This is a genomic window from Pseudomonas lundensis (genome assembly GCF_015377145.2).
Lineage (GTDB): Bacteria > Pseudomonadota > Gammaproteobacteria > Pseudomonadales > Pseudomonadaceae > Aquipseudomonas > Aquipseudomonas lundensis.
Genome location: NZ_CP062158.2, coordinates 521,684 through 541,629 on the forward strand (window position 1 = coordinate 521,684; position 19,946 = coordinate 541,629).

Consider the following 19,946-nt stretch of genomic DNA (forward strand, 5'->3'; position numbering starts at 1 on the left):
CTTGAATGAAGGTCGACTCCCTCTTCAAAGGATGATGCCGCCATGGAAATCTCAGGAAGCACTGCGTTTTACGCGGGTCTGAGCACCGTTCAGGCCGGGCAGAACCGGGTCGACCAAGCCGCCGGGCAGATCGCCGGTGCGACGGTTGATCGCGCGGTGGGTAGCCAATCCTCCGACACTCAAGTCAACCGCATGCGTGCTGTTGATCGTAGCCAGCTTTCTGATATTGCCAGTGATGTGGCTGATTTAAGCGTAGGCAAAGCACAAGTCGAACTCGGCGCCAAAGTGGTACGCACGGCTGACGAAATGGTCGGTACGTTGATCGATACCTACGCCTGATCTGCGGGTGTTGACCTCGACGCGGCACCAGGCCGGGTCGATGTCCACTCTGGATCTTCCCAAGGGCTGCCCGGCGCAGCCTGACGCCACCCCGGCATTGTCGCGCTTAACTGTTTTCAACGCTTTTTCACAGGCAGGTCGCCGTGTGTCCGTCGGGACGAACGGCGTATTGCGGCTGCTTGACAATAAATGGGCGTAAACGTATGTTTCAAACACCTGTTTGACCGCAATAACAAATTCTACGCGGTTGTTCATTCCCGGATTCATCAGCAGAGGTTTATCGCTATGCCTGATTACAAGGCCCCCTTGCGTGATATTCGCTTCGTACGTGACGAACTGCTCGGTTACGAAGCGCACTATCAGAGCCTGCCGGCTTGCCAGGACGCTACTCCAGATATGGTTGACGCCATTCTTGAAGAAGGCGCCAAGTTTTGTGAACAGGTGCTGGCACCTCTGAACCGTGTGGGTGACACCGAAGGCTGCACCTGGAGCGAGTCTGGCGTTAAAACCCCGACCGGCTTCAAAGAAGCCTACAAACAATTCGTTGAAGGCGGCTGGCCAAGCCTGGCTCACGACGTCGCGCACGGTGGTCAGGGTCTGCCTGAGTCGCTGGGTTTGGCGGTCAGTGAAATGGTGGGCGAAGCCAACTGGTCGTGGGGCATGTACCCCGGCCTGTCTCATGGTGCGATGAACACCATCTCCGAGCACGGCACCCCCGAGCAGCAAGAGACGTACCTGAGCAAGCTGGTCACGGGCGAGTGGACCGGCACCATGTGCCTGACCGAGCCGCACTGCGGCACCGACCTGGGCATGCTGCGCACCAAGGCCGAGCCTCAGGCTGATGGTTCGTACAAAGTTTCCGGCACCAAGATCTTCATCTCGGCCGGTGAACACGACATGGCCGACAACATCGTCCACATCGTTCTGGCGCGCCTGCCGGATGCACCGGCTGGCACCAAGGGCATTTCGCTGTTCATCGTGCCCAAGTTCGTGCCCGCTGCCGATGGCACCATCGGTGAGCGCAACGCAGTGAGCTGTGGTTCGCTTGAGCACAAAATGGGCATTCACGGTAATGCCACGTGCGTGATGAACTTTGACGGCGCGACCGGTTTCCTGATCGGCCCGCCGAACAAAGGCCTGAACTGCATGTTCACCTTTATGAACACCGCCCGTCTGGGCACTGCGCTGCAAGGCCTGGCCCACGCTGAAATCGGCTTCCAGGGCGGCCTGAAATACGCCCGTGACCGCCTGCAAATGCGTTCGCTTACCGGCCCTAAATTCCCGGAAAAAGCCGCTGACCCGATCATCGTCCACCCGGACGTGCGTCGCATGCTGTTGACCATGAAGGCCTTCGCCGAAGGCAACCGTGCGATGGTCTACTTCACTGCCAAGCAAGTCGACATCGTGAAATACGGCGTTGATGAAGAAGAGAAGAAAAAGGCCGACGCACTGCTGGCGTTCATGACGCCGATCGCGAAAGCGTTCATGACCGAAGTTGGTTTTGAAGCCGCCAACCACGGCGTTCAAATCTACGGCGGTCACGGTTTCATCTCTGAATGGGGCATGGAGCAAAACGTTCGCGACAGCCGTATTTCGATGCTGTACGAAGGCACCACCGGCATTCAGGCACTCGACCTGCTGGGCCGCAAAGTGTTGATGACCCAAGGCGAAGCCCTCAAAGGCTTCACCAAGATCGTGCACAAGTTCTGCCAGAACAACGAAGGCAACGAAGGCGTTCAGGAGTTCATCGCACCGTTGGCGGCGCTGAACAAAGAATGGGGCGAACTGACCATGAAGGTCGGCATGGCAGCCATGAAGGACCGTGAAGAAGTGGGCGCGGCTTCGGTCGACTACCTGATGTATTCGGGTTATGCCTGCCTGGCGTACTTCTGGGCTGACATGGCGCGTCTGGCGGCTGAGAAACTGGCTGCTGGCACCTCGGAAGAAGCGTTCTACAAAGCTAAATTGCAGACCGCCCGCTTCTACTTCCAGCGCATCCTGCCACGCACTCGCACTCACGTGGCCGCCATGCTGTCGGGTGCCGCCAACCTGATGGACATGAAAGAAGAAGACTTCGACCTGGGCTACTAAGCTCCGCCGCTGTCCCCTTCCAAAAGCCGCTTCTCCTTCGGGGGAAGCGGCTTTTTTTGTGGTTGGCAAAGTGATTCATCGTCTACGCCGTGCGCTGCGCCTTGCCTGTCTCGACCTGCAACATTTAAACCCGACAAATCCTCTAAGACTTTCGCCTTATCAGCCGTTAAAACCTATGGCCGAGGCGAACGGGACGTCGCCAAATGTGCTTAACTGCGGAAAAAGCAGGCACAATGCCACTACTTGGTTGTTCAGGTTGGAGCCTTACTTTTGTCGCGTCCTTCTGCTGCACGTTTCAGTCACTTTTTGCCGTCTATTCTGCTGCTGACAGCGGGCCTGGCGGCTGCGTATGTCAAAGACCTCAATGTGTTTTTTACCTCATTGTTCAATGTGCTCCCCACCCTGGTGCTGTTGTTGGGCGGTGCTTACTGCGCGGTCTACCGGCGTCAGCGCGAACTGTTTTTGATGCTGACGGTGTACATCGCCTACTTTCTGCTCGATACCCAGACCGATTACTACCGTGACAACGGACAAGTGCGCACCGATGCCGCTGTGGTGTTCCATTTGTGTTCACTGTTATTGCCGCTGTTGTACAGCCTCTACGCGGCCTGGGAGGAGCGCACCCACCTGTTTCAGGATCTGGTGGCGCGTTTTGCTGTGCTGTTGGCGGTCGGCAGTGTCGCGCTGGGGCTGGAGCAAAGTTACCCACAGGTGCTGCTGAACTGGCTGGCAGAAATTCGCTGGCCCGCCTTGCATGGCGCCTGGATGAGCCTGATTCAATTGTCTTATCCGGTGTTTTTTGTCGGTTTTGTACTGCTCGGCTGGCAGTACTGGCGCAACCCCCGGCCGCTGCATGCGGCCCAATTGGTGGGGTTGCTGGGGCTGTTCTGGATGTTGCCGCAAACGTTCATCCTGCCGTTCACGCTCAACATCATGTGCAGCCAGGTGATGTTGATGATCGCCGCCGCTGTGGCGCACGAGGCCTATCAAATGGCTTTCCGTGACGAGCTGACCGGTTTGCCGGGGCGTCGCGCATTGAACGAACGCTTGCAGCGGTTGGGGCGTAATTACGTTCTGGCCATGAGCGACGTCGATCATTTCAAGAAATTCAACGACACCCACGGTCACGATGTCGGCGATCAGGTCTTGCGTCTGGTTGCCAGCAAGCTGTCCAAAGTCGGTGGCGGCGGCCGTGCCTATCGCTACGGCGGCGAGGAGTTCGCGCTGGTTTTCGCAGGCAAAACCCTGGACGAATGCATGCCGCATCTCGATGAGTTGCGTGAGTCCATTGCCATTTACAACATCCACTTACGTAATCAGGAAAGCCGCCCGCAAGATGACCAACAAGGTCGACAGCGCCGTGCAGGCACGCGGGCCAGCAGTGTGTCGGTCACGGTGAGTATCGGCGTCGCCGAGCGCATGCCGGAGCAGCGCACGGCCGAAGAGGTGCTCAAGGCGGCGGACAAGGCGCTCTACAGTGCGAAGAGTGCAGGCCGCAATTGCGTCATTGCCTATGGCCAAACCCGGCGGGGCGCCGTCCGGACCACTGAAGCCCCGGCCTGAAGTGACTGTATCTGTCTATTCAGTCACTAGGCGACCCTATGTATCGCTCTCGTTGTTAAGTTAGACTGTGCCACTTCTATCCGTGGCCCGTCCGGGCTTTGACCGTTAGCGATTACGAGGTTTGCTATGGCTGATTACAAAGCGCCCCTGCGCGATATGCGCTTCGTCCTCAATGAAGTGTTCGAGGTCGCCTCCCTTTGGGCAACACTGCCGGCACTGGCCGAGACCGTGGACGCCGAAACGGTTGAAGCCATTCTTGAAGAAGCGGGCAAAGTGACAGCCAAAAGCATCGCGCCGTTGAGCCGTAGCGGTGATGAAGAAGGTTGCCATTGGAACGACACGGTCGTGACCACCCCCGCCGGTTTTGTCGAGGCCTATAAAACGTACGCCGAGGGCGGCTGGGTAGGCGTCGGCGGCGATCCCGAGTTCGGCGGCATGGGCATGCCCAAGGCGGTGTCGGCTCAAGTTGAAGAGATGATCAACTCCTCCAGCCTCGCGTTCGGCCTGTACCCGATGCTGACGGCCGGTGCCTGCGTGTCGATCAACGCCCATGCCAGCGATGCGCTGAAAGCCACCTATTTGCCGAATATGTACGCCGGGGTGTGGGCCGGTTCCATGTGCTTGACCGAGCCACACGCTGGCACCGATCTGGGCATTATCCGGACCAAGGCCGAGCCTCAGGCCGATGGCTCATACCGGGTCAGCGGCACCAAGATTTTCATCACCGGTGGTGAGCACGACCTGACGGAAAACATCATCCATTTGGTGCTGGCCAAACTGCCGGACGCCCCGGCGGGGCCTAAAGGCATTTCGCTGTTTCTGGTGCCCAAGTTCATGGTCAATGCCGATGGCAGCCTCGGCCAGCGCAACCCGGTCACCTGCGGCTCTATCGAACACAAAATGGGCATTCAGGCCTCGGCCACGTGTGTGATGAACTTCGACGAGGCTGTCGGCTACCTGGTGGGCGAGCCGAACCGTGGCCTGGCGGCCATGTTCACCATGATGAACTATGAGCGTCTGGGGGTAGGCATTCAGGGGCTGGCATCGGGCGAACGCTCGTACCAGAACGCGGTGGAATACGCGCGTGATCGCCTGCAAGGCCGGGCAGCCACTGGCGCTCAAGCCAAAGACAAAGCCGCCGACCCGATCATCGTCCACGCTGACGTGCGTCGCATGCTGCTGACCATGAAAGCGTCGAACGAAGGCGGACGTGCCTTTTCCACCTACGTGGCCAATCAGCTGGACATTGCCAAGTTCAGCGATGACCCGGGCGCCCGCGAGCGGGCCGATGCCCTGGTGGCATTGCTGACACCGGTGGCGAAGGCGTTCATCACCGACCTGGGCCTCGAAACAACTGTCCACGGCCAGCAGGTGTTTGGCGGTCACGGTTACATCCGTGAGTGGGGCCAGGAGCAACTGGTGCGGGATGTGCGTATCACGCAAATCTACGAAGGCACCAACGGTATTCAGGCGCTGGACTTGGTCGGGCGCAAGATCGTGGGTAATAACGGCGCGTATTACCGTTTGTACGCCGATGAAATCCGTCAGTTCATCGCGTCGGCTTGCGGTGACCTGCATGAGTTCACGGCGCCTTTGGCGTCAGCTTTGGACACACTTGATGCGTTGACGGCCTGGGTTCTGGAGCGTGCGAAATCCAACCCTAACGAGATCGGCGCTGCCTCGGTCGAGTACCTGCACGTTTTTGGTTACATAACGTATGCCTACATGTGGGCAATGATGGCCAAAGCCGCTAAGGGCAAGGAGGCGCAAGACGCGTTCTATGTCAGCAAAATGGGCACTGCACGCTTCTATTTCGAGCGTTTGCTGCCCCGTATTCATTCTCTGAGTGCGTCGGTCAAGGCGGGCAGCGAGTCGTTGTATTTGCTGGATGAAGCACATTTTTAACCTGTTTAGGCATATGTAAGCATTTGCTTACACAACGCGCTGCCAATCGTCCATATCGCAGAATTGGATCCAGCGGTAATCTACTTCACATGGACGTCGAGCAGGAAGCTCAAAGCAACAACAGGGACACGTAGGATTCTGCCAGGAAGGCGGAGTGAAAAGGATGTCAGGGAAACAGTCTGCAAAACCCCGCTTCGGCGGGGTTTTCTTTTTGTGGCGCAGAAAGATGTTTACGCCGTGTAGGAGCAAGCCTTCTCGTGGATCGTAAACGTTAGAGCGGGGTTTCTTCCTGCTGGATCACATCCTCAAGCAACGTGCGCAGTAACCCCAATGTGGCTTGCTGGCGTTGCACATCTCGACACACCAACCCCACTTTCAATGGCACCCTCGGCTCGCTGAGCGGTTTCCAGAGCAGCGCCTTGTCGTCGTGTTCGTGACGCGAACGCCCCGGCAGCACCGTGGCCAATTTGGTGTGCGGCAAACTGTCGAGAATCCCGGCCATGTTGTTGAGCTCCGCCTGGACCTGTGGGCGACGGCCCAGATTGGCCAATTGGCTCTGCCAGATCTGGCGCACCTGAAACTCTTCCCCCAACAGCAGCATCGGCAACTCTGCCGCCTGCGTCAGCGAGACCTTCTTGAATTCCCGCAGTGGGTGATCTGCCGGGATGACCAGTTGCAGCTCATCTTCGTACAGCAGCATGCCGTGTAACCCTGGCTGGCGCGGCGGCAGGTAGCTGATGCCGATGTCGAGTGAGCCATTGAGCAGGCGACGTTCAATCTCAAGGCCTGTCAGCTCATAAATCTGCACCACCAGGTGCGGTTGCGCCTGACGCACTCGCTCCAGCATCTGCGGCACCAAGCTGGTGTGGACGGTTTGCAACACGCCAATGGCAATGGTGCGCAAGGCTTGGCCCTGAAAGTTGCGCAAGGCTTCTTTCGCCCGCTGCAACCCGTCAAGCAGTGGCAATGCGTGGTTATACAACGTGTGCGCGGCCAGTGTGGGCAGCAAGCGTTTGCTGCTGCGCTCGAACAGGCTGACATCAAGGTTATGTTCGAGATGGCGGATCTGTTGCGAAAGGGCCGGTTGCGAGATGGAAAGCCGTTCGGCAGCGCGCCCCACATGACCTTCTTCGTACACCGCGACGAAATAACGCAGTTGCTTGAAATCCATAAGTAATACTTATCGAAAATGCTTAAAAAACGAAATGGCTCAAACGCCGTCAGGCGCCTAGTCTACGCCCATTCCACAGGGCTCATAGCGTCACAGAGCCCAATGAAGTGCATGGGCGTAGCGCAATTTTGCATAGGCAAGGCAGAAAACCCCGCAGAGGGATTCACCCTGAATATGCCCCGCCCCCGGTTGCAAATCGAAACGGCTTATGGTCACAAGGTCAGCGTGCATGAACCTGTTTAACCTGCGTCGCCAATCCCCCAGCCTTGATGAGCTGGCGATTGAGCCTCAGTCATTGCCTATGAATAACGCCGTATCCAGAGCGTGTTTGATGCCCAGCGTAGAGCGGCCAGCGCAGGTTTTCGTGCGCGGTCAGGGGTCCTGGATGTGGGACAGCGACAGTCGGGCTTACCTGGATTTCACCCAGGGCGGGGCCGCCAATTGTCTGGGCCACAGCCCGGCCGTGCTGACCCGGGCGATCGCAGAACAGGCGCAGTCATTGATCAACCCCGGCTCCGGTTTTTTCAATCGCGGCATGCTGGACCTGGCTGAACGCCTGTGCCACAGCACGGGCAGCGATCAGGTGCATTTTTTGAACACCGGGGCCGAGGCTAACGAAGGCGCGATCAAGCTGGCGCGCAAATGGGGCCAACTGCATCGCGGCGGCGCTCACCGGATCATCACGGCGACCGGCAGTTGTCACGGTCGCAGCTTTGGCGCGATGTCGGCGTCGGGCAGCGGCACGTTCGATAACCGTTTCGAGCCGCAACTGCCGGGGTTCATCAATGTGCCGTTCAACGATCTACCCGCGTTGCATGCCGCGGTCGATGCGCAAACCGTGGCCATCATGCTGGAACCGGTGCAGAGCGCAGCGGGGGTGATTCCCGCGACCGAGCATTACCTCAAAGGGGTCGAGCGCCTGTGCCGGGAGTTGGGCATTTTGCTGATTCTCGATGAGGTCCACACCGGTATGGGGCGCTGCGGCACCCTGCTGGCGGAACAGAATTACGGCATTCGTGCCGATGTCATCACCCTGGGCAAAGGCTTGGGCGGTGGTGTGCCACTGGCTGCGCTGCTGGCGCGCGGCAAAGCGTGTTGCCTGGAAGCGGACGAGCTGGGCGGCACGCATCACGGCAATGCCCTGATGACGGCAGCGGGCAGTGCCGTGCTGGAAACGCTTGTTGAAAAAGGCTTTTTGCAGCAGGTTCGCGACGCAGGGCAACACTTGCGCGAGGGCCTGGGGCGTTTGGCCAATCGTTATGCACAGGGAGAATTACGCGGTCAGGGCCTGATGTGGGGCCTGACACTGTCGGATGATTCGGCAGATGAGGTCGTAAAAGCAGCGTTGTATGAAGGCTTGCTGATTACCGCGCCGCAACCCGACTGCCTGCGCTTTACCCCGGCGCTGTGCGTCAGCAAAGGCAATATTGATGAAATGTTGCTGCGTTTGGCCCGCGCGTTTTCCCGGGTCAGAACCGCGCAGTTGCAGTGTCGCCGTGCCGTGTTGGCGTAATCGCTGACACACCGTCACACACAGAATTTAAAGAACCGTCTCGCGGTATAACGCATCGCCCCGTGCCTGTTTCGTTCGGCACGGGGCGTTTTTTTGCCTGTGGAAAAGTACCGACTGAACCTTTTGACAGTGCTCAGAGTCGATTAACCATAGGGCTTGATTGAGCCCACCATTGATTGGGGACTGAACACATGGACATTATTCGAATCATCATTGCCATCCTGCTGCCGCCGCTGGGTGTGTTTTTACAAGTCGGTTTCGGCGGTGCTTTCTGGCTCAATATTCTGTTGACGCTGTTGGGGTATTTCCCGGGCGTGATCCACGCGGTGTACATCATCGCCAAGCGATAACCTTCCTTTCGCCCTGATCGGTCACTGTTACCGATCCGCACGAAGCTGCGCCCCACGCAGCTTCGTGGCCCGGCCGCGATTCGCCCGACTTATTCAGGGGGTGATTGCATCACTTCCCGATAAAACATCCATTCCTGCTCCAGGGCGTGGGCCTGATTGCTGGCCTTGCGGAACCCGTGGCGTTCGTCGGGGTAGTAATACGCTTTGGCAGGGATACCGTTCGCCTGCAAGGCGCTCAGCATGTCGCGGGTTTGCTGTGGCACCACGACCGCATCCAGCTCACCTTGAAAGAAAATAACCGGCACGCGGATGTTGGCGGCGTGCAACAAGGGCGTGCGCGCGGCATAACGCTCGGCATCCCGGTCGGGATCGCCAATCAGCCACTCCATGTAATCGCCTTCGAACTTATGGGTATCGCGTGCCAGCGCCACCGGGTCGCTGACCCCGTACAGACTGGCGCCTGCCCGAAATACGTCCTTGAATGCCAGCGCGCACAGCGTGGTGTAACCGCCTGCGCTGCCGCCGCGAATGAAGGCATGCTGGCGATCGATCAACCCCTGATCGGCCAGATAGCTGACCACTGCACAGGCATCCTCCACATCCACGTCACCCCATTTCAGGTGCAGCGCCTGCCGGTACTCGCGGCCATAGCCGGTGCTACCCCGGTAGTTGAGGTCCGCGACGGCAAAGCCGCGTTGCGTCCAGTATTGAATGCGCGGGTCGAGCATCGGATAACACGCCGAGGTCGGGCCACCATGGATAAACACCACCAGCGGCGGCTGTTTTTCGCCGTGCATCGCCGGGTAGAAAAATCCATGAGCCTCGCCCCCCGCCGTGGGGTAGCGCAGCGTTTGCGGGCGGCTGACGCGATCAGCTGGCAATGGCGCCACCCCACCGGCCAACACCGTCACCTGCCGGCTGTTGCGGGCAATGCGAAGGATGGCCGAGGGGCTTACCGGTGAGGCCGCGATGCAATAAAGGGCGTCGTCATCCAGCGCCAGACTGCGGAAACGGCTGTATTCGCCTGTGTAATCCTCAAGGCTGGCGTCGGATGCGCGTATGCCCAAGCGTCCGAAACCGTCTTGCGTCCAACTGGCGACATACGCGTTGTCACTCAGCGGTTGCCAGGTGTTGCCACCTAGCTGCCAGGGCGCAGGCGCATGGTCGGCGCGCTCGCACGGCAAGCGCTTCAAGCCCCCGGACGATTCGATCCACGGTTGCCAGAAACCTTCGCGGTCCGTCAGGCAGTACAGGCGGTTGTGCTCATCGAAACGCGGTTGTTGCAGCGACTCCTCGCCCGCGATGCACTGCGGCGCTTGCCAATGGTTTTCGTGACTGCGCCGGGCGACCATCAAGCGGGTTGAGGTCCACGGCTGATGCGGGCGATACCACTCGATCCACGCCAGACGCTGACCGTCCGGGCTGAGCGTCGGCGCCGCATAAAAATCAGCGCCTTCGGCCAGTACGTGGCGCGCCCGCGAAGCGGTGTCAAAGCTGACCAAACGATGACGGTCGTTGTCTTCTTCGACCGCCAGCACCTGCCCATGGGCAAACTGCACATCGCCATAGCGGCAGTTGCCTTGGGTCAGGGCGTGAGGCGCAGTGCCCTCCAGCGTTTGCACATACACCTGTTGATCGGCCTCGTTGACGAACACCACGCCGTCATCGCTCAGGCAAAACGACCCGCCGCCGTACTCATACACACGACTGCGCACGCTGAAGCCGTTGGGTGTCAGGCAGTGCGCCTGACCGTCGCGCCAGTGCCAGAGGCGGCAGGCCGCGTCCTGGGGGCGATATTCGTTCCAGAACAGGCCGTGGCGGCCGAGTTTCAATTCGGCAAAATCCACCCCGGCGGCCACGGCGAGGGCGGCGCTGAACGGTTCAGCCTTTGGCGATGAGTCGTGAGTTTCGGTCATTTCTGAAGGCCAGTTGCTCAATGGTTTGGGTGGCGTGCTCGGCTTCTTCGCGCGCCTTGAGGATCAGGTCGTGGTGCGGTGACTTGCTGCACACCGGGTCGGCGTTGCTGGCGTCGCCCGTCAGCATGAACGCCTGGCAGCGACAGCCGCCGAAGTCCTTTTCCTTCTCGTCGCAGGAGCGGCAGGGTTCGGGCATCCAGTCATACCCGCGGAAACGGTTGAAGCCAAACGAGTCGTACCAGATGTGTTGCATGCTGTGGTCGCGCACGTTGGGGAACTGAACCGGCATCTGCCGCGCACCATGGCAGGGCAACGCGGTGCCGTCCGGGGTGACGGTCAAAAAGATGCTGCCCCAGCCATTCATGCAGGCTTTGGGGCGTTCCTCGTAATAGTCCGGGGTGACGAATATCAGCTTGCAGGGATGCCCTTGGGCCTCAAGTTTGGCGCGGTATTCGTTGGTGATGCGTTCGGCCCGCACCAATTGCTCGCGGGTGGGCAGCAAACCCACGCGGTTGAGCTGCGCCCAGCCGTAGAACTGGCAGGTGGCGAGTTCGACGAAGTCGGCCTCCAGCGCGATGCACAGCTCGATGATGCGGTCGATTTTGTCGATGTTGTGTCGATGGGTCACAAAGTTGAGCACCATCGGGTAGCCGTGAGCCTTGACGGCGCGGGCCATCTCCAGCTTTTGTGCGAAGGCTTTTTTCGACCCGGCGAGCAGGTTGTTCACTTGCTCGTCGCTGGCCTGAAAACTGATCTGGATATGGTCCAGACCGGCCTTTTTGAAGTCGCTGATTTTTTGCTCGGTCAGGCCAATGCCGGAGGTGATGAGGTTGGTGTAGAACCCCAGCGTGCGCGCCTCACCAATCAGTTCGGCCAAGTCCTGACGCACCAAGGGTTCGCCGCCCGAGAAGCCCAGTTGTGCGGCGCCCATTTCGCGCGCTTCGCGAAACACCTTGATCCACTGTTCGGTGGTCAGCTCTTTGCCTTGTTGGGCGAAATCCAGCGGGTTGGAGCAGTACGGGCATTGCAGCGGGCAGCGGTAGGTCAGCTCCGCCAATAACCACAGCGGCAAGCCGACTTCTGGCGTGGGTGGCACCCGGCTGTCAGGCCAGTTCGATCCAGTGCTCTGCACGAGCGACCTCCATAAATTGCTCGATGTCTTGACCGAGCTCGGGAACGTCGGGGAACTGTGCATCCAGTTCGCCAATGATGGCCGCGACGTCGCGCTGGCCATCGATCAGGCCGCCGATCAGCGCGGCGCTGTCATTGAGTTTGATCATGCCTTCGGGGTAGAGCAGCACGTGGCCTTTTTGCGCGGGCTCGTACTGGAAACGATAGCCGGGGCGCCAGGTCGGGATTTTGCTGCGATCGAAGCTCATAGGGTGATTCCTTTATGCCAGACGCGTTGGTCGGTCACGCTGTGGTACGGCGGGCGGTCCAGCTCGTAAGCCATGGTCATGGCGTCGAGCATGCTCCAAAGGATGTCCAGTTTGAACTGGAGAATTTCCAGCATGCGCTGCTGGCCTTCCCACGTGGTGTAGTGCTGCAACGTGATAGCCAGCCCATGCTCGACGTCGCGGCGTGCCTGGCCCAGACGCGTGCGGAAGTATTCGTAGCCCGCCGGGTCGATCCACGGGTAATGCTGCGGCCAGCTGTCGAGACGCGACTGATGGATCTGCGGGGCAAACATTTCGGTCAGCGAGCTGCTGGCGGCTTCTTCCCAAGTGGCGCGGCGGGCAAAGTTGACGTAGGCATCCACGGCAAACCGGACGCCGGGCAGCACCAGCTCTTGGGAGCGCAGTTGATCCGGGTCAAGGCCGACGGCCTGCCCCAAGCGCAACCAGGCTTCGATACCGCCGTCTTCGCCGGGGGCGCCATCGTGATCGAGCAAGCGCTGAATCCACTCGCGGCGTACTTCGCGGTCAGGGCAGTTGGCCAGAATCGCGGCGTCCTTGAGCGGGATGTTGACTTGATAGTAGAAGCGGTTGGCGACCCAGCCCTGGATCTGTTCGCGCGTGGCGCGGCCTTCGTACATCGCCACCTGATACGGGTGGTAGATGTGGTAATACGCGCCCTTGGCTCGCAATGCGGCTTCGAACTCGGTTTTGGACAGTGGGGCTTGGGTCATCGGGTGCCTCCAGAAAATACGGTGTGTCGTTGCTGCCGCAGGGGGGTGACGCCGACCTGAGCGCTGCGTCCGTGAACGCAGCGTGTGGCAGCGACAGGGTGTGGCTTACAACTCGATGCTCATGCCATCAAAGGCGACTTCTACGCCACGGCGGACCAGTTCGGCACGTTCGGCGGAGTCTTCGTCGAGGATCGGGTTGGTGTTGTTAATGTGTATCAGCACTTTGCGTTGCTCGGGCAATTGCTCCAGCACTTCGAGCATGCCGCCGGGGCCATTTTGTGCAAGGTGGCCCATCTCACGGCCGGTGCGCGTGCCGACACCGCGGCGCTGCATTTCGTCGTCATCCCACATCGTGCCGTCCACCAGCAGGCAATCGCTGCTGGCCATGATGTCGAGCAAGGGCGCATCCACTTTGCCCAACCCTGGTGCATAGAACAGTTTGCCGCCGGTGCGCAGGTCTTCGACGATCAGGCCGATGTTGTCGCCCGGGTGCGGGTCGAAGCGGTGCGGCGAGTACGGCGGCGCAGCGCTGCGTAGCGGCAACGGGCTGAAGCGCAGGTTCGGGCAGGCCGGGATGGTGAACGACCCTTCGAGTTCGATGCGGTGCCAGTTCAGGCCGCCGTTCCAGTGCTTGAGCATGGTGAACAGCGGGAAACCGGTGCTCAGGTCCTCGTGGACCATGTCGGTGCACCAGACATCATGCGGGCAACCTTCGCGCAGGCTCAACAGGCCGGTGGTGTGGTCGATCTGGCTGTCCATCAGGATGATGGCACTGATCCCGGTATCACGCAGGGCGCGGCCGGGCTGCATGGGGGCGAAGCTCTGGAGCTGGGCGCGGATGTCGGGCGAGGTGTTGCACAGCACCCAGTTCACGCCGTCATCGGAGATCGCAATGGAAGACTGGGTACGGGCTGTGGCGCGCAAGGTGCCCTCGCGAAAACCGGCACAGTTGACGCAGTTGCAGTTCCACTGCGGGAACCCGCCGCCAGCGGCGGAACCTAGAATCTGGACGAACATGGGAGGCTGTTCTCTTGCAAATCTGAAAATAAAAACGCCCCGGCGAACCGAGGCGTTGGGTTGCTCTGCTCAATAAAAGCGGCAGATCAACGGCTTGCGAAGTACATGGTGACTTCAAAGCCAATGCGCAGATCGGTGTAAGCCGGTTTAGTCCAAGCCATGAGGTGACTCCTTAGCAGTGGGGGTGGGTGGGGTGTCTTTAACTTAGTCCAGCTCCCGAAGGAGATGTTCAGATGCTTAGGTGGCTATGTTACTAAATTTGACTGAGCATGAACGACCAAAGTCGAAGAAAGCTCATTACGTGGATGGTAAAAATCAGCTTCTACGCTGATAAAACGATTCAGTTTGCGGCTCGGTGGCCATGCACAGCCAGTCGCTGTCCGGGTCATTGAGGCACTCAGCTGCCTTGAGTGTAGTGGCTCGGTCCAGCGTCATAAGTGCGTTGTAGAGCACCTTGAGGTAATCCGACGAGTGGCCCGCCTGTTGAGCGTGCCAGAGCAGGTCGGCGGCTTGAGCCAGGCTGAGGGCCTCGGCTGAGAACTGTTGAGCCAGTGCGGTGCGTGCCTCGATGAAAGACGCTTCATCCAGTGCGGCAATCTGCTGCGGCAATTGCCCGAGGAAAGTGCGGACCTGCTCGAAGATGTCTGCCGTCGTGGCTTGAGGCGATTGCACCCCCAGCAGCAGGCCGGTTCTGTCGCCAAGCTGGCGCACGCCGCTGAACACGGCGTAACCCATTTGCTGCTCCACCCGCAGACGCTGATAGAACGGGGTTTGCGCCAGATGGGCCAGCAGTCGCCAGGCGGCTTCTTGCGTGAGGTCGGCCCGCGGTGCCGGGCAGAACAGCAGCAACGCCTGTTCGCTCGACTCGCACGGTTCGGTGTGCCAGTGGCGTGCTGAGGGTGCTTCGACGGCGTGCGTCAGGTGCGGGTCCGGGGTGCCGGGGGCTTTGCTGAGCGCGCTGCTGATCATGGGTTGACTGGCCGGGGAAACGCCCACCGCCAGACCGTGCCATCGGGCGGATGGCCAGACATGCTGCAGGGTGTCAGCCGCAGGCAGTGCGAAGCGGGTGTGCAGTTCCGGCAGGCGTTTGAGTAACTGGCGGATGGGCATCAGTGGCGTTTGCGGCGTCGCTCCCGGCGCATCATCCGTCAGCGGGGTGAGCAATGGCAGCGCGTGTTCGAGAATGGCAGGCATCGGCTCTTGCAGGCCATGCAACTTCAGCAACCAGTCATTGCCCTGCGCGATGAGCGACATTTCAACGCCCGCTTCGCGCGCATCGTGTTGCAGTGTCAGCAGGCGGTGTTGCAGCGCCGGTAACAGCGAGGGGGCAGGGGTCACGCCCAAGTGCCAGCGCACGTACACAGCGGCTTCGCCATTGGGGTTCGCGAGAGCAGGGCTGAACGTCATGGCCGATACTTCGCGGCGGCTGCGCAAGCGGTCCTGGGCAAACGTGCGCAAGCCGCGATGGGCACTGGTTTGTCCACGAATAAGGCCAGCGGTCACGGGGTGTTTCTCCGATATGAGGAAGGGATTGGGTGTGGGTAATTGCCAGGCGTGCTGCCCGCTCGGGCGGGGCTCGGTTTGCATGTGTTTCAGGATCACCGCCAGTGCTTCAACCCCGTGGTCTGACAGCTCTACCGGATAGTGCTGAAGATCGCGGTGGGCCAATTCCAAGGCGCTGCTGACCCGTTGCTGACGCTGCTGTAGGCGTCGGTATTCGTTGCGCAGGCCGGTCCAGGGTTGCTGAGCGCTGAAAAAACACAACCAGTCGTCGACAGCGTCGCGGATCGGTTGAGCCTTGGTTGTCATGTCAGTCGACCCTGTGAACGTCAGGCCGAGCAGGGCCTGGTTCTGAAACTGGTACACCGGCGTGGCACGCAGGCTGTCGGTCAGTTGCTGCTGACGTAAGTGAGCGAGAAGTCCGCCCGGTTTGTCGGCGTTGATCCAGTGACACAGGAATGCCAGCGCTTCTTCTGATGCAGTGGGTAGCTGCTCCAAGGTAAACATCAGGTCCACGTGTGAACCCTCGACCTGGACGTACTGTGACGAACCCTCGCTCATCAGAGGCGGCGGGGGCTGTGGCGTGGCGGCCTTACCCGGTTGAAGCTCAAGGCTGTAACGCTCGGCGAGTGCGATCAGCGTGTCCTGCGATTGCGGGCCCACCAGGCTCAAGGTCATGTGCCCGGTTCGGTAAAACTGCTCATGGAAATGCGTCAAGGCGCGCTGAAAGGCTGCGCGTGGCACGGGCAAGCTGTAGCGATTGCCCGCGTGGAAGCCCCGCAGCGGGTGTGTGGCGTTGAGCGGTTGAAGCCTTTGCAGGTCGCGTTGCGCCGAAGGCTCGCGGGCCCAGGCAATGAATTCCGCGTGCAGCACTTCGCGTTCGCGCCGCTGGTCGTCCGGATCCAGACGCGGATGAGCCAGCATGTCGCACAGGCGATCCAGCCCGCCCGCAAAGGCTTCGGGGGGCAATTCAAAAAAGAAGTCGGTATGGCGTTCGCTGGTGCGCGCGTTGAGGTGCCCGCCATGCTGTTGCACATAGGCCATCAGGCCCTGCGCCGCGGGGAAGCGCTCGGTGCCGAGGAACAACAAATGCTCCAGAAAATGCGCCAGCCCCGGCCAGTCGGCGGGTACGTCATGACTGCCCACGGCCACTCGGACGCAAGCTGCGCTGCGCGTGAGCCGTGGGACATGGCGCACGGTCAGCGTCAGACCATTGCGGGTGGTCAGGCGTAGGAGGTCTGGGGTGTTCAACGCGGGCATGGGCACTTCCGTTACAGAGAAGCGCTCATGCTAGCGGATTACTGGCAATCAGCGCGCGCTCAGCGCACCGTAAAGTTCCGGACGGCGGTCGGCCAAGTAGTTGTTTCCCGCCTTCGCGTCCGTCAGTTTTTGTGGATCAAGCTCGGCGGCGATCACCGTTTCGTCCCGTTGAGCCAGTGCTACTTGCTGGCCATTTGGCGCTGCGATGCTGCTTTGGCCGCAATAATGAAGCGTGTCTTCGCGGCCACAGTAATTGGCGTAGGCCACGTAACACTGATTTTCAAACGCACGGCTGCGCACCGTGACATCGGCAATGAAGTCGTAGGGTTGCATGTTGGCGGTGGGCACAACGATCAATTGCGCGCCGGCCAGGGCCAGACGCCGCGTGTTCTCCGGAAACTCCAGGTCATAGCAAATCAGCATGCCGACCTTCCAGCCGTTGAGCTCGACCACGGGGTACGCTTCTTCGCCGGCGCTGAACTGGGCGTGGTCAAGCGTCCCGAACAAGTGGGTTTTGCGGTAGTTGAGCAGGGGTTGGCCGTGGCAATCGATCAGTTGCGCGCTGTTGTAGAGGCGGCCGTCCGCACCCAGCTCCGGGTAACCGTAAGCAATGGCCATGTTGCAGGCTTTGGCTATTTGGGCGATTGCTCGGGCCGCGTCGCCGTCGTGGGGTTGAGCCAATTGCGCCACGGCAGGCTGACCAATGTTGTACCCCGTCAGGAACATTTCGGGCAGCACCAGCAGATCAACCCCGGGGTTGTGCTGGGCAACGAGGCTCAGGCGTTTCAAGTTGCCCGCGATGTCCAGTTGCAGGGGCGGGCATTGGTAAAGGGCGACGCGCATGGGGTTCTCCTGTTCCGGGTGGGTTGGCGCGCGGTTCAATCCGGCAGGGCGATTGGGCCGATGTCGTTAAACACATCGCCCGGCCCGGGATTGTCGGCGTGGGTGCGTCCGCCAAAGTGGGTCATGATGCCCCACACGGCGTTCAAGGAGGTCTGTACCGCTCCTTCCACCCAGGCAGGTGTCCACGACACATCGTCGCCGGCGATGAAAATTCCGCGTTGTTCTGCCGGTATCTCCTGCTGCATAAAGTGCGCGTACATGCGCTGGTTGTAGCGGTAATGACCGGGCAGTGCGCCTTTGAAAGCCCCCAGGAAGTGCGGGTCGGCTTCCCACGAAACGGTGATCGGGTCGCCAATAATCCGGCTGGCGATGTCGACGTTGGGGTAGATCTTTTTCAACGCGTCCAAGGCCAGCTTCACGCGTTTTTCGACGGGATGCGGCAGCATTTTCAGCGCATCGCTCATCCATGAGTACGACAGGCAAATAACGCCTGGTTTGTCGTCGCCGTTATCGAACAAATAAGTGCCACGGGTCAGGCGGTCGGTGAGGGTCATGCTCATCAGGTCGCGGCCGGTTTCCGGGTCTTTGTCTTTCCAGAACGGGCGGTCGACCATGACGAAGGTTTTGGACGATTGCATGTAGCGCGTGCGGTCGAGCGCCATCCACATCTTTTGCGAGAACAGCGCTTCTTCGCACTCGATCTGGGTGGTCAGCAGCCAGCTTTGGCACGTCACCAACACTGCCTCGAACGGGCGGGTCACACCGAGGTTGTCGGTGACAGAAAACAAACCGTCGTCTGTACGGGAAATCGCCTTGACCCCGGTTCGTGGTGCGCCATGGTGCAACGAACTGAGGCTGGTGCCTTCCGGCCAGTGAGCACAGCGCTGCGGCGCGTGGCGCCAGATTCCCAGCGGCACCTGCTCAACCCCGCCCACCACCAGGTGTTGATGGTCATCGCAGTTGGTCATGACCACGCGGAAGATCTCGAGCATTGAATTGGGGAAGTCTGAGTCCCAGCCGCCCGTCCCGAAGCCGACCTGACCGAACACTTCGCGGTGTTGGAACGAGAGTTTGGCAAAGGCTTTGGAGGTCGCGACAAAGTCATAAAACGTGCGGTCGTCCCACAGCGGAACCAGGGTGTTCCACAACGCTTTCAAACGCGGGACATCGCGATCGCGAATGGCCTGCTGGATATCGCCAAATTGCGACCCTGCTTCCAGTGCATCCGCCCACGCGTCAGCCACTTCCTGAAACAGTGCAGGCAGGTCCGACAGTTTTTGCGCGTAGAAGGTTTGTCCTTCGAGATCAATTACGGTGCTGCCAGAAGCGGGTGTCAGCGGGTTGGGGAACGGTTTGGTCTCAAGCCCGAGTTTGTCGACATAGTGATAGAAGGCGGTAGAGGACACCGGAAAGCGCATCCCGCCCAGCTCGGCGATGACGCCTTCACTGCCTTCAAACGCTTGCGAGCGCAAACGTCCGCCCATTTTCGAGGCCTCGTACACCACAGGCTTGAGGCCGAGCTTCATCAACTCATACGCGGCGACCATTCCCGCCATGCCAGCACCGACAATCGCGACCTCTGCGCCCAGTTTATGTGCGGGAATACTCCCCAGACCGGCTGGGTGTTCGATCCAGTCGTCGAAGGCAAAAGGGAAATCGGGGCCGAAAATGGTGATCGGTTTTTTGCCGTCATTCGGGTGGCGATTGTTCTTATTCATGGCTGACCTTGCTGGCGACCCGCGCTTAACGCTGAGTATAGGAAAAGACAGGCACCATGATAGGGAGCACAGAACACGTTATTAAGACGCAAAGTGTCGTCGTTTTGCATTGTCTTTGCGCAGTATGACGAAAGCGCTGTGCAAAGTGTTGTTCGCGTCGGCTTAGCCGCGGTCGACTTTGCTGCTGAGAATGATGGAGGTCGTGGTTTTTTCAACGCCCTCGACACTGCCGATCTGGTCCAGCAATTGATCAAGTTGCTCGGGGGAATCGCTGCGCAGCCACGCGACGTAATCAAATTCTCCGCTGACGGCGCACAGTTGCTGCACCTGCGCCATGGCACTCAAGCGCCTGACCACCTCCTTGCCCGAGCGTGGCTGCACGGTAATCCCGACATACGCTTGCAGTCCGCCATCAATCAGGCGCTGCCCCAGTCGAACGCCATACCCGGTGATGATGTTGTTTTTCTCCAGGCGTGACAGCCGTGACGTCACCGTGGTGCGTGCAATTCCCAACTGACGCGCCAGCATGGCGACGCTTTCGCGTGCATTGAGCTGCAAGGCGGCAATCAACTGACGATCGATTTCATCCAGCACGGGCGGGCGAGAGTCAGGCAAGAGAGGCTCCAGTGGCG

The 19,946-nt window shown here is 60.0% G+C and carries 18 protein-coding genes; 7 read left to right on the top strand and 11 right to left on the bottom strand.

The window, feature by feature from the left end; genetic code table 11:
• Positions 1 to 42: 42 nt before the first annotated feature.
• The 5 genes from IF654_RS02730 to IF654_RS02750 all read left to right on the top strand — a co-directional run bounded on the left by IF654_RS02730 (position 43) and on the right by IF654_RS02750 (position 5,898).
• Positions 43 to 339 (top strand): pyrroloquinoline quinone biosynthesis protein PqqE, encoded by a 297-nt coding sequence (locus tag IF654_RS02730; RefSeq protein WP_094988977.1) that lies wholly within the window; start codon positions 43 to 45, stop codon positions 337 to 339.
• 40 nt (positions 340 to 379) lie between these two features.
• Positions 380 to 538: a hypothetical protein gene (locus tag IF654_RS02735; protein WP_156466845.1), complete on the top strand. Its 159-nt coding sequence runs from the start codon at positions 380 to 382 to the stop codon at positions 536 to 538.
• Between the two features lie 86 nt (positions 539 to 624).
• A complete protein-coding gene (locus tag IF654_RS02740) occupies positions 625 to 2,430 on the top strand; it encodes a phenylacyl-CoA dehydrogenase (protein WP_047283209.1) in 1,806 nt (601 codons plus the stop codon).
• A gap of 270 nt (positions 2,431 to 2,700) precedes the next feature.
• Positions 2,701 to 3,993: a GGDEF domain-containing protein gene (locus IF654_RS02745; RefSeq protein WP_194862777.1), complete on the top strand. Its 1,293-nt coding sequence runs from the start codon at positions 2,701 to 2,703 to the stop codon at positions 3,991 to 3,993.
• Between the two features lie 126 nt (positions 3,994 to 4,119).
• Complete coding sequence (locus tag IF654_RS02750; RefSeq protein ID WP_047278063.1) at positions 4,120 to 5,898, top strand: acyl-CoA dehydrogenase C-terminal domain-containing protein; 1,779 nt, start codon at positions 4,120 to 4,122, stop codon at positions 5,896 to 5,898.
• Positions 5,899 to 6,169: 271 nt separating this feature from the next.
• On the opposite strand, the gene IF654_RS02755 is transcribed toward IF654_RS02750, so the two are convergent.
• The gene (locus IF654_RS02755) at positions 6,170 to 7,069 is read right to left on the bottom strand and encodes a LysR family transcriptional regulator (protein ID WP_047278062.1); all 900 of its coding nucleotides are present in this window, start codon (positions 7,067 to 7,069) and stop codon (positions 6,170 to 6,172) included.
• Positions 7,070 to 7,298: 229 nt separating this feature from the next.
• Between IF654_RS02755 and IF654_RS02760 the strand changes: the two genes are divergently transcribed.
• Entirely contained in the window at positions 7,299 to 8,582 is a 1,284-nt protein-coding gene (locus IF654_RS02760; protein ID WP_194862776.1) for an aspartate aminotransferase family protein, read from the top strand.
• A gap of 191 nt (positions 8,583 to 8,773) precedes the next feature.
• A complete protein-coding gene (locus tag IF654_RS02765) occupies positions 8,774 to 8,932 on the top strand; it encodes a YqaE/Pmp3 family membrane protein (RefSeq protein ID WP_047278059.1) in 159 nt (52 codons plus the stop codon).
• Between the two features lie 89 nt (positions 8,933 to 9,021).
• On the opposite strand, the gene IF654_RS02770 is transcribed toward IF654_RS02765, so the two are convergent.
• The 10 genes from IF654_RS02770 to IF654_RS02815 form a co-directional block, all read right to left on the bottom strand.
• Positions 9,022 to 10,848, bottom strand: a complete 1,827-nt coding sequence (locus IF654_RS02770) for a S9 family peptidase (protein ID WP_194862775.1) — start codon at positions 10,846 to 10,848, stop codon at positions 9,022 to 9,024.
• Complete coding sequence (gene pqqE / locus IF654_RS02775; RefSeq protein ID WP_047278055.1) at positions 10,814 to 11,980, bottom strand: pyrroloquinoline quinone biosynthesis protein PqqE; 1,167 nt, start codon at positions 11,978 to 11,980, stop codon at positions 10,814 to 10,816. The genes IF654_RS02770 and pqqE overlap by 35 nt, the downstream gene beginning before the upstream one ends.
• Positions 11,952 to 12,227 carry a pyrroloquinoline quinone biosynthesis peptide chaperone PqqD gene (pqqD, locus tag IF654_RS02780; RefSeq protein ID WP_047279333.1) on the bottom strand — a complete coding sequence of 92 codons (276 nt, stop codon included), beginning with the start codon at positions 12,225 to 12,227 and terminating at the stop codon, positions 11,952 to 11,954. The genes pqqE and pqqD overlap by 29 nt, the downstream gene beginning before the upstream one ends.
• Complete coding sequence (gene pqqC / locus IF654_RS02785; RefSeq protein WP_047278051.1) at positions 12,224 to 12,976, bottom strand: pyrroloquinoline-quinone synthase PqqC; 753 nt, start codon at positions 12,974 to 12,976, stop codon at positions 12,224 to 12,226. Before pqqC ends, pqqD begins: the two co-directional genes overlap by 4 nt.
• A gap of 105 nt (positions 12,977 to 13,081) precedes the next feature.
• Positions 13,082 to 13,993, bottom strand: coding sequence for a pyrroloquinoline quinone biosynthesis protein PqqB (pqqB, locus tag IF654_RS02790; protein ID WP_047279331.1), 912 nt, complete (start codon positions 13,991 to 13,993; stop codon positions 13,082 to 13,084).
• An 86-nt stretch (positions 13,994 to 14,079) separates the two neighbouring features.
• Positions 14,080 to 14,154: a pyrroloquinoline quinone precursor peptide PqqA gene (gene pqqA, locus IF654_RS02795; RefSeq protein ID WP_003444522.1), complete on the bottom strand. Its 75-nt coding sequence runs from the start codon at positions 14,152 to 14,154 to the stop codon at positions 14,080 to 14,082.
• Positions 14,155 to 14,308: 154 nt separating this feature from the next.
• Positions 14,309 to 16,753 (bottom strand): pyrroloquinoline quinone biosynthesis protein PqqF, encoded by a 2,445-nt coding sequence (pqqF, locus tag IF654_RS02800; protein WP_194862774.1) that lies wholly within the window; start codon positions 16,751 to 16,753, stop codon positions 14,309 to 14,311.
• 48 nt (positions 16,754 to 16,801) lie between these two features.
• The gene (locus IF654_RS02805; protein ID WP_194862773.1) at positions 16,802 to 17,596 is read right to left on the bottom strand and encodes a carbon-nitrogen hydrolase family protein; all 795 of its coding nucleotides are present in this window, start codon (positions 17,594 to 17,596) and stop codon (positions 16,802 to 16,804) included.
• Positions 17,597 to 17,631: 35 nt separating this feature from the next.
• A complete protein-coding gene (locus tag IF654_RS02810; RefSeq protein WP_047281417.1) occupies positions 17,632 to 19,314 on the bottom strand; it encodes a flavin monoamine oxidase family protein in 1,683 nt (560 codons plus the stop codon).
• A 162-nt stretch (positions 19,315 to 19,476) separates the two neighbouring features.
• A complete protein-coding gene (locus IF654_RS02815) occupies positions 19,477 to 19,929 on the bottom strand; it encodes an Lrp/AsnC family transcriptional regulator (protein WP_047279149.1) in 453 nt (150 codons plus the stop codon).
• Between the last annotated feature and the right edge of the window lie 17 nt (positions 19,930 to 19,946).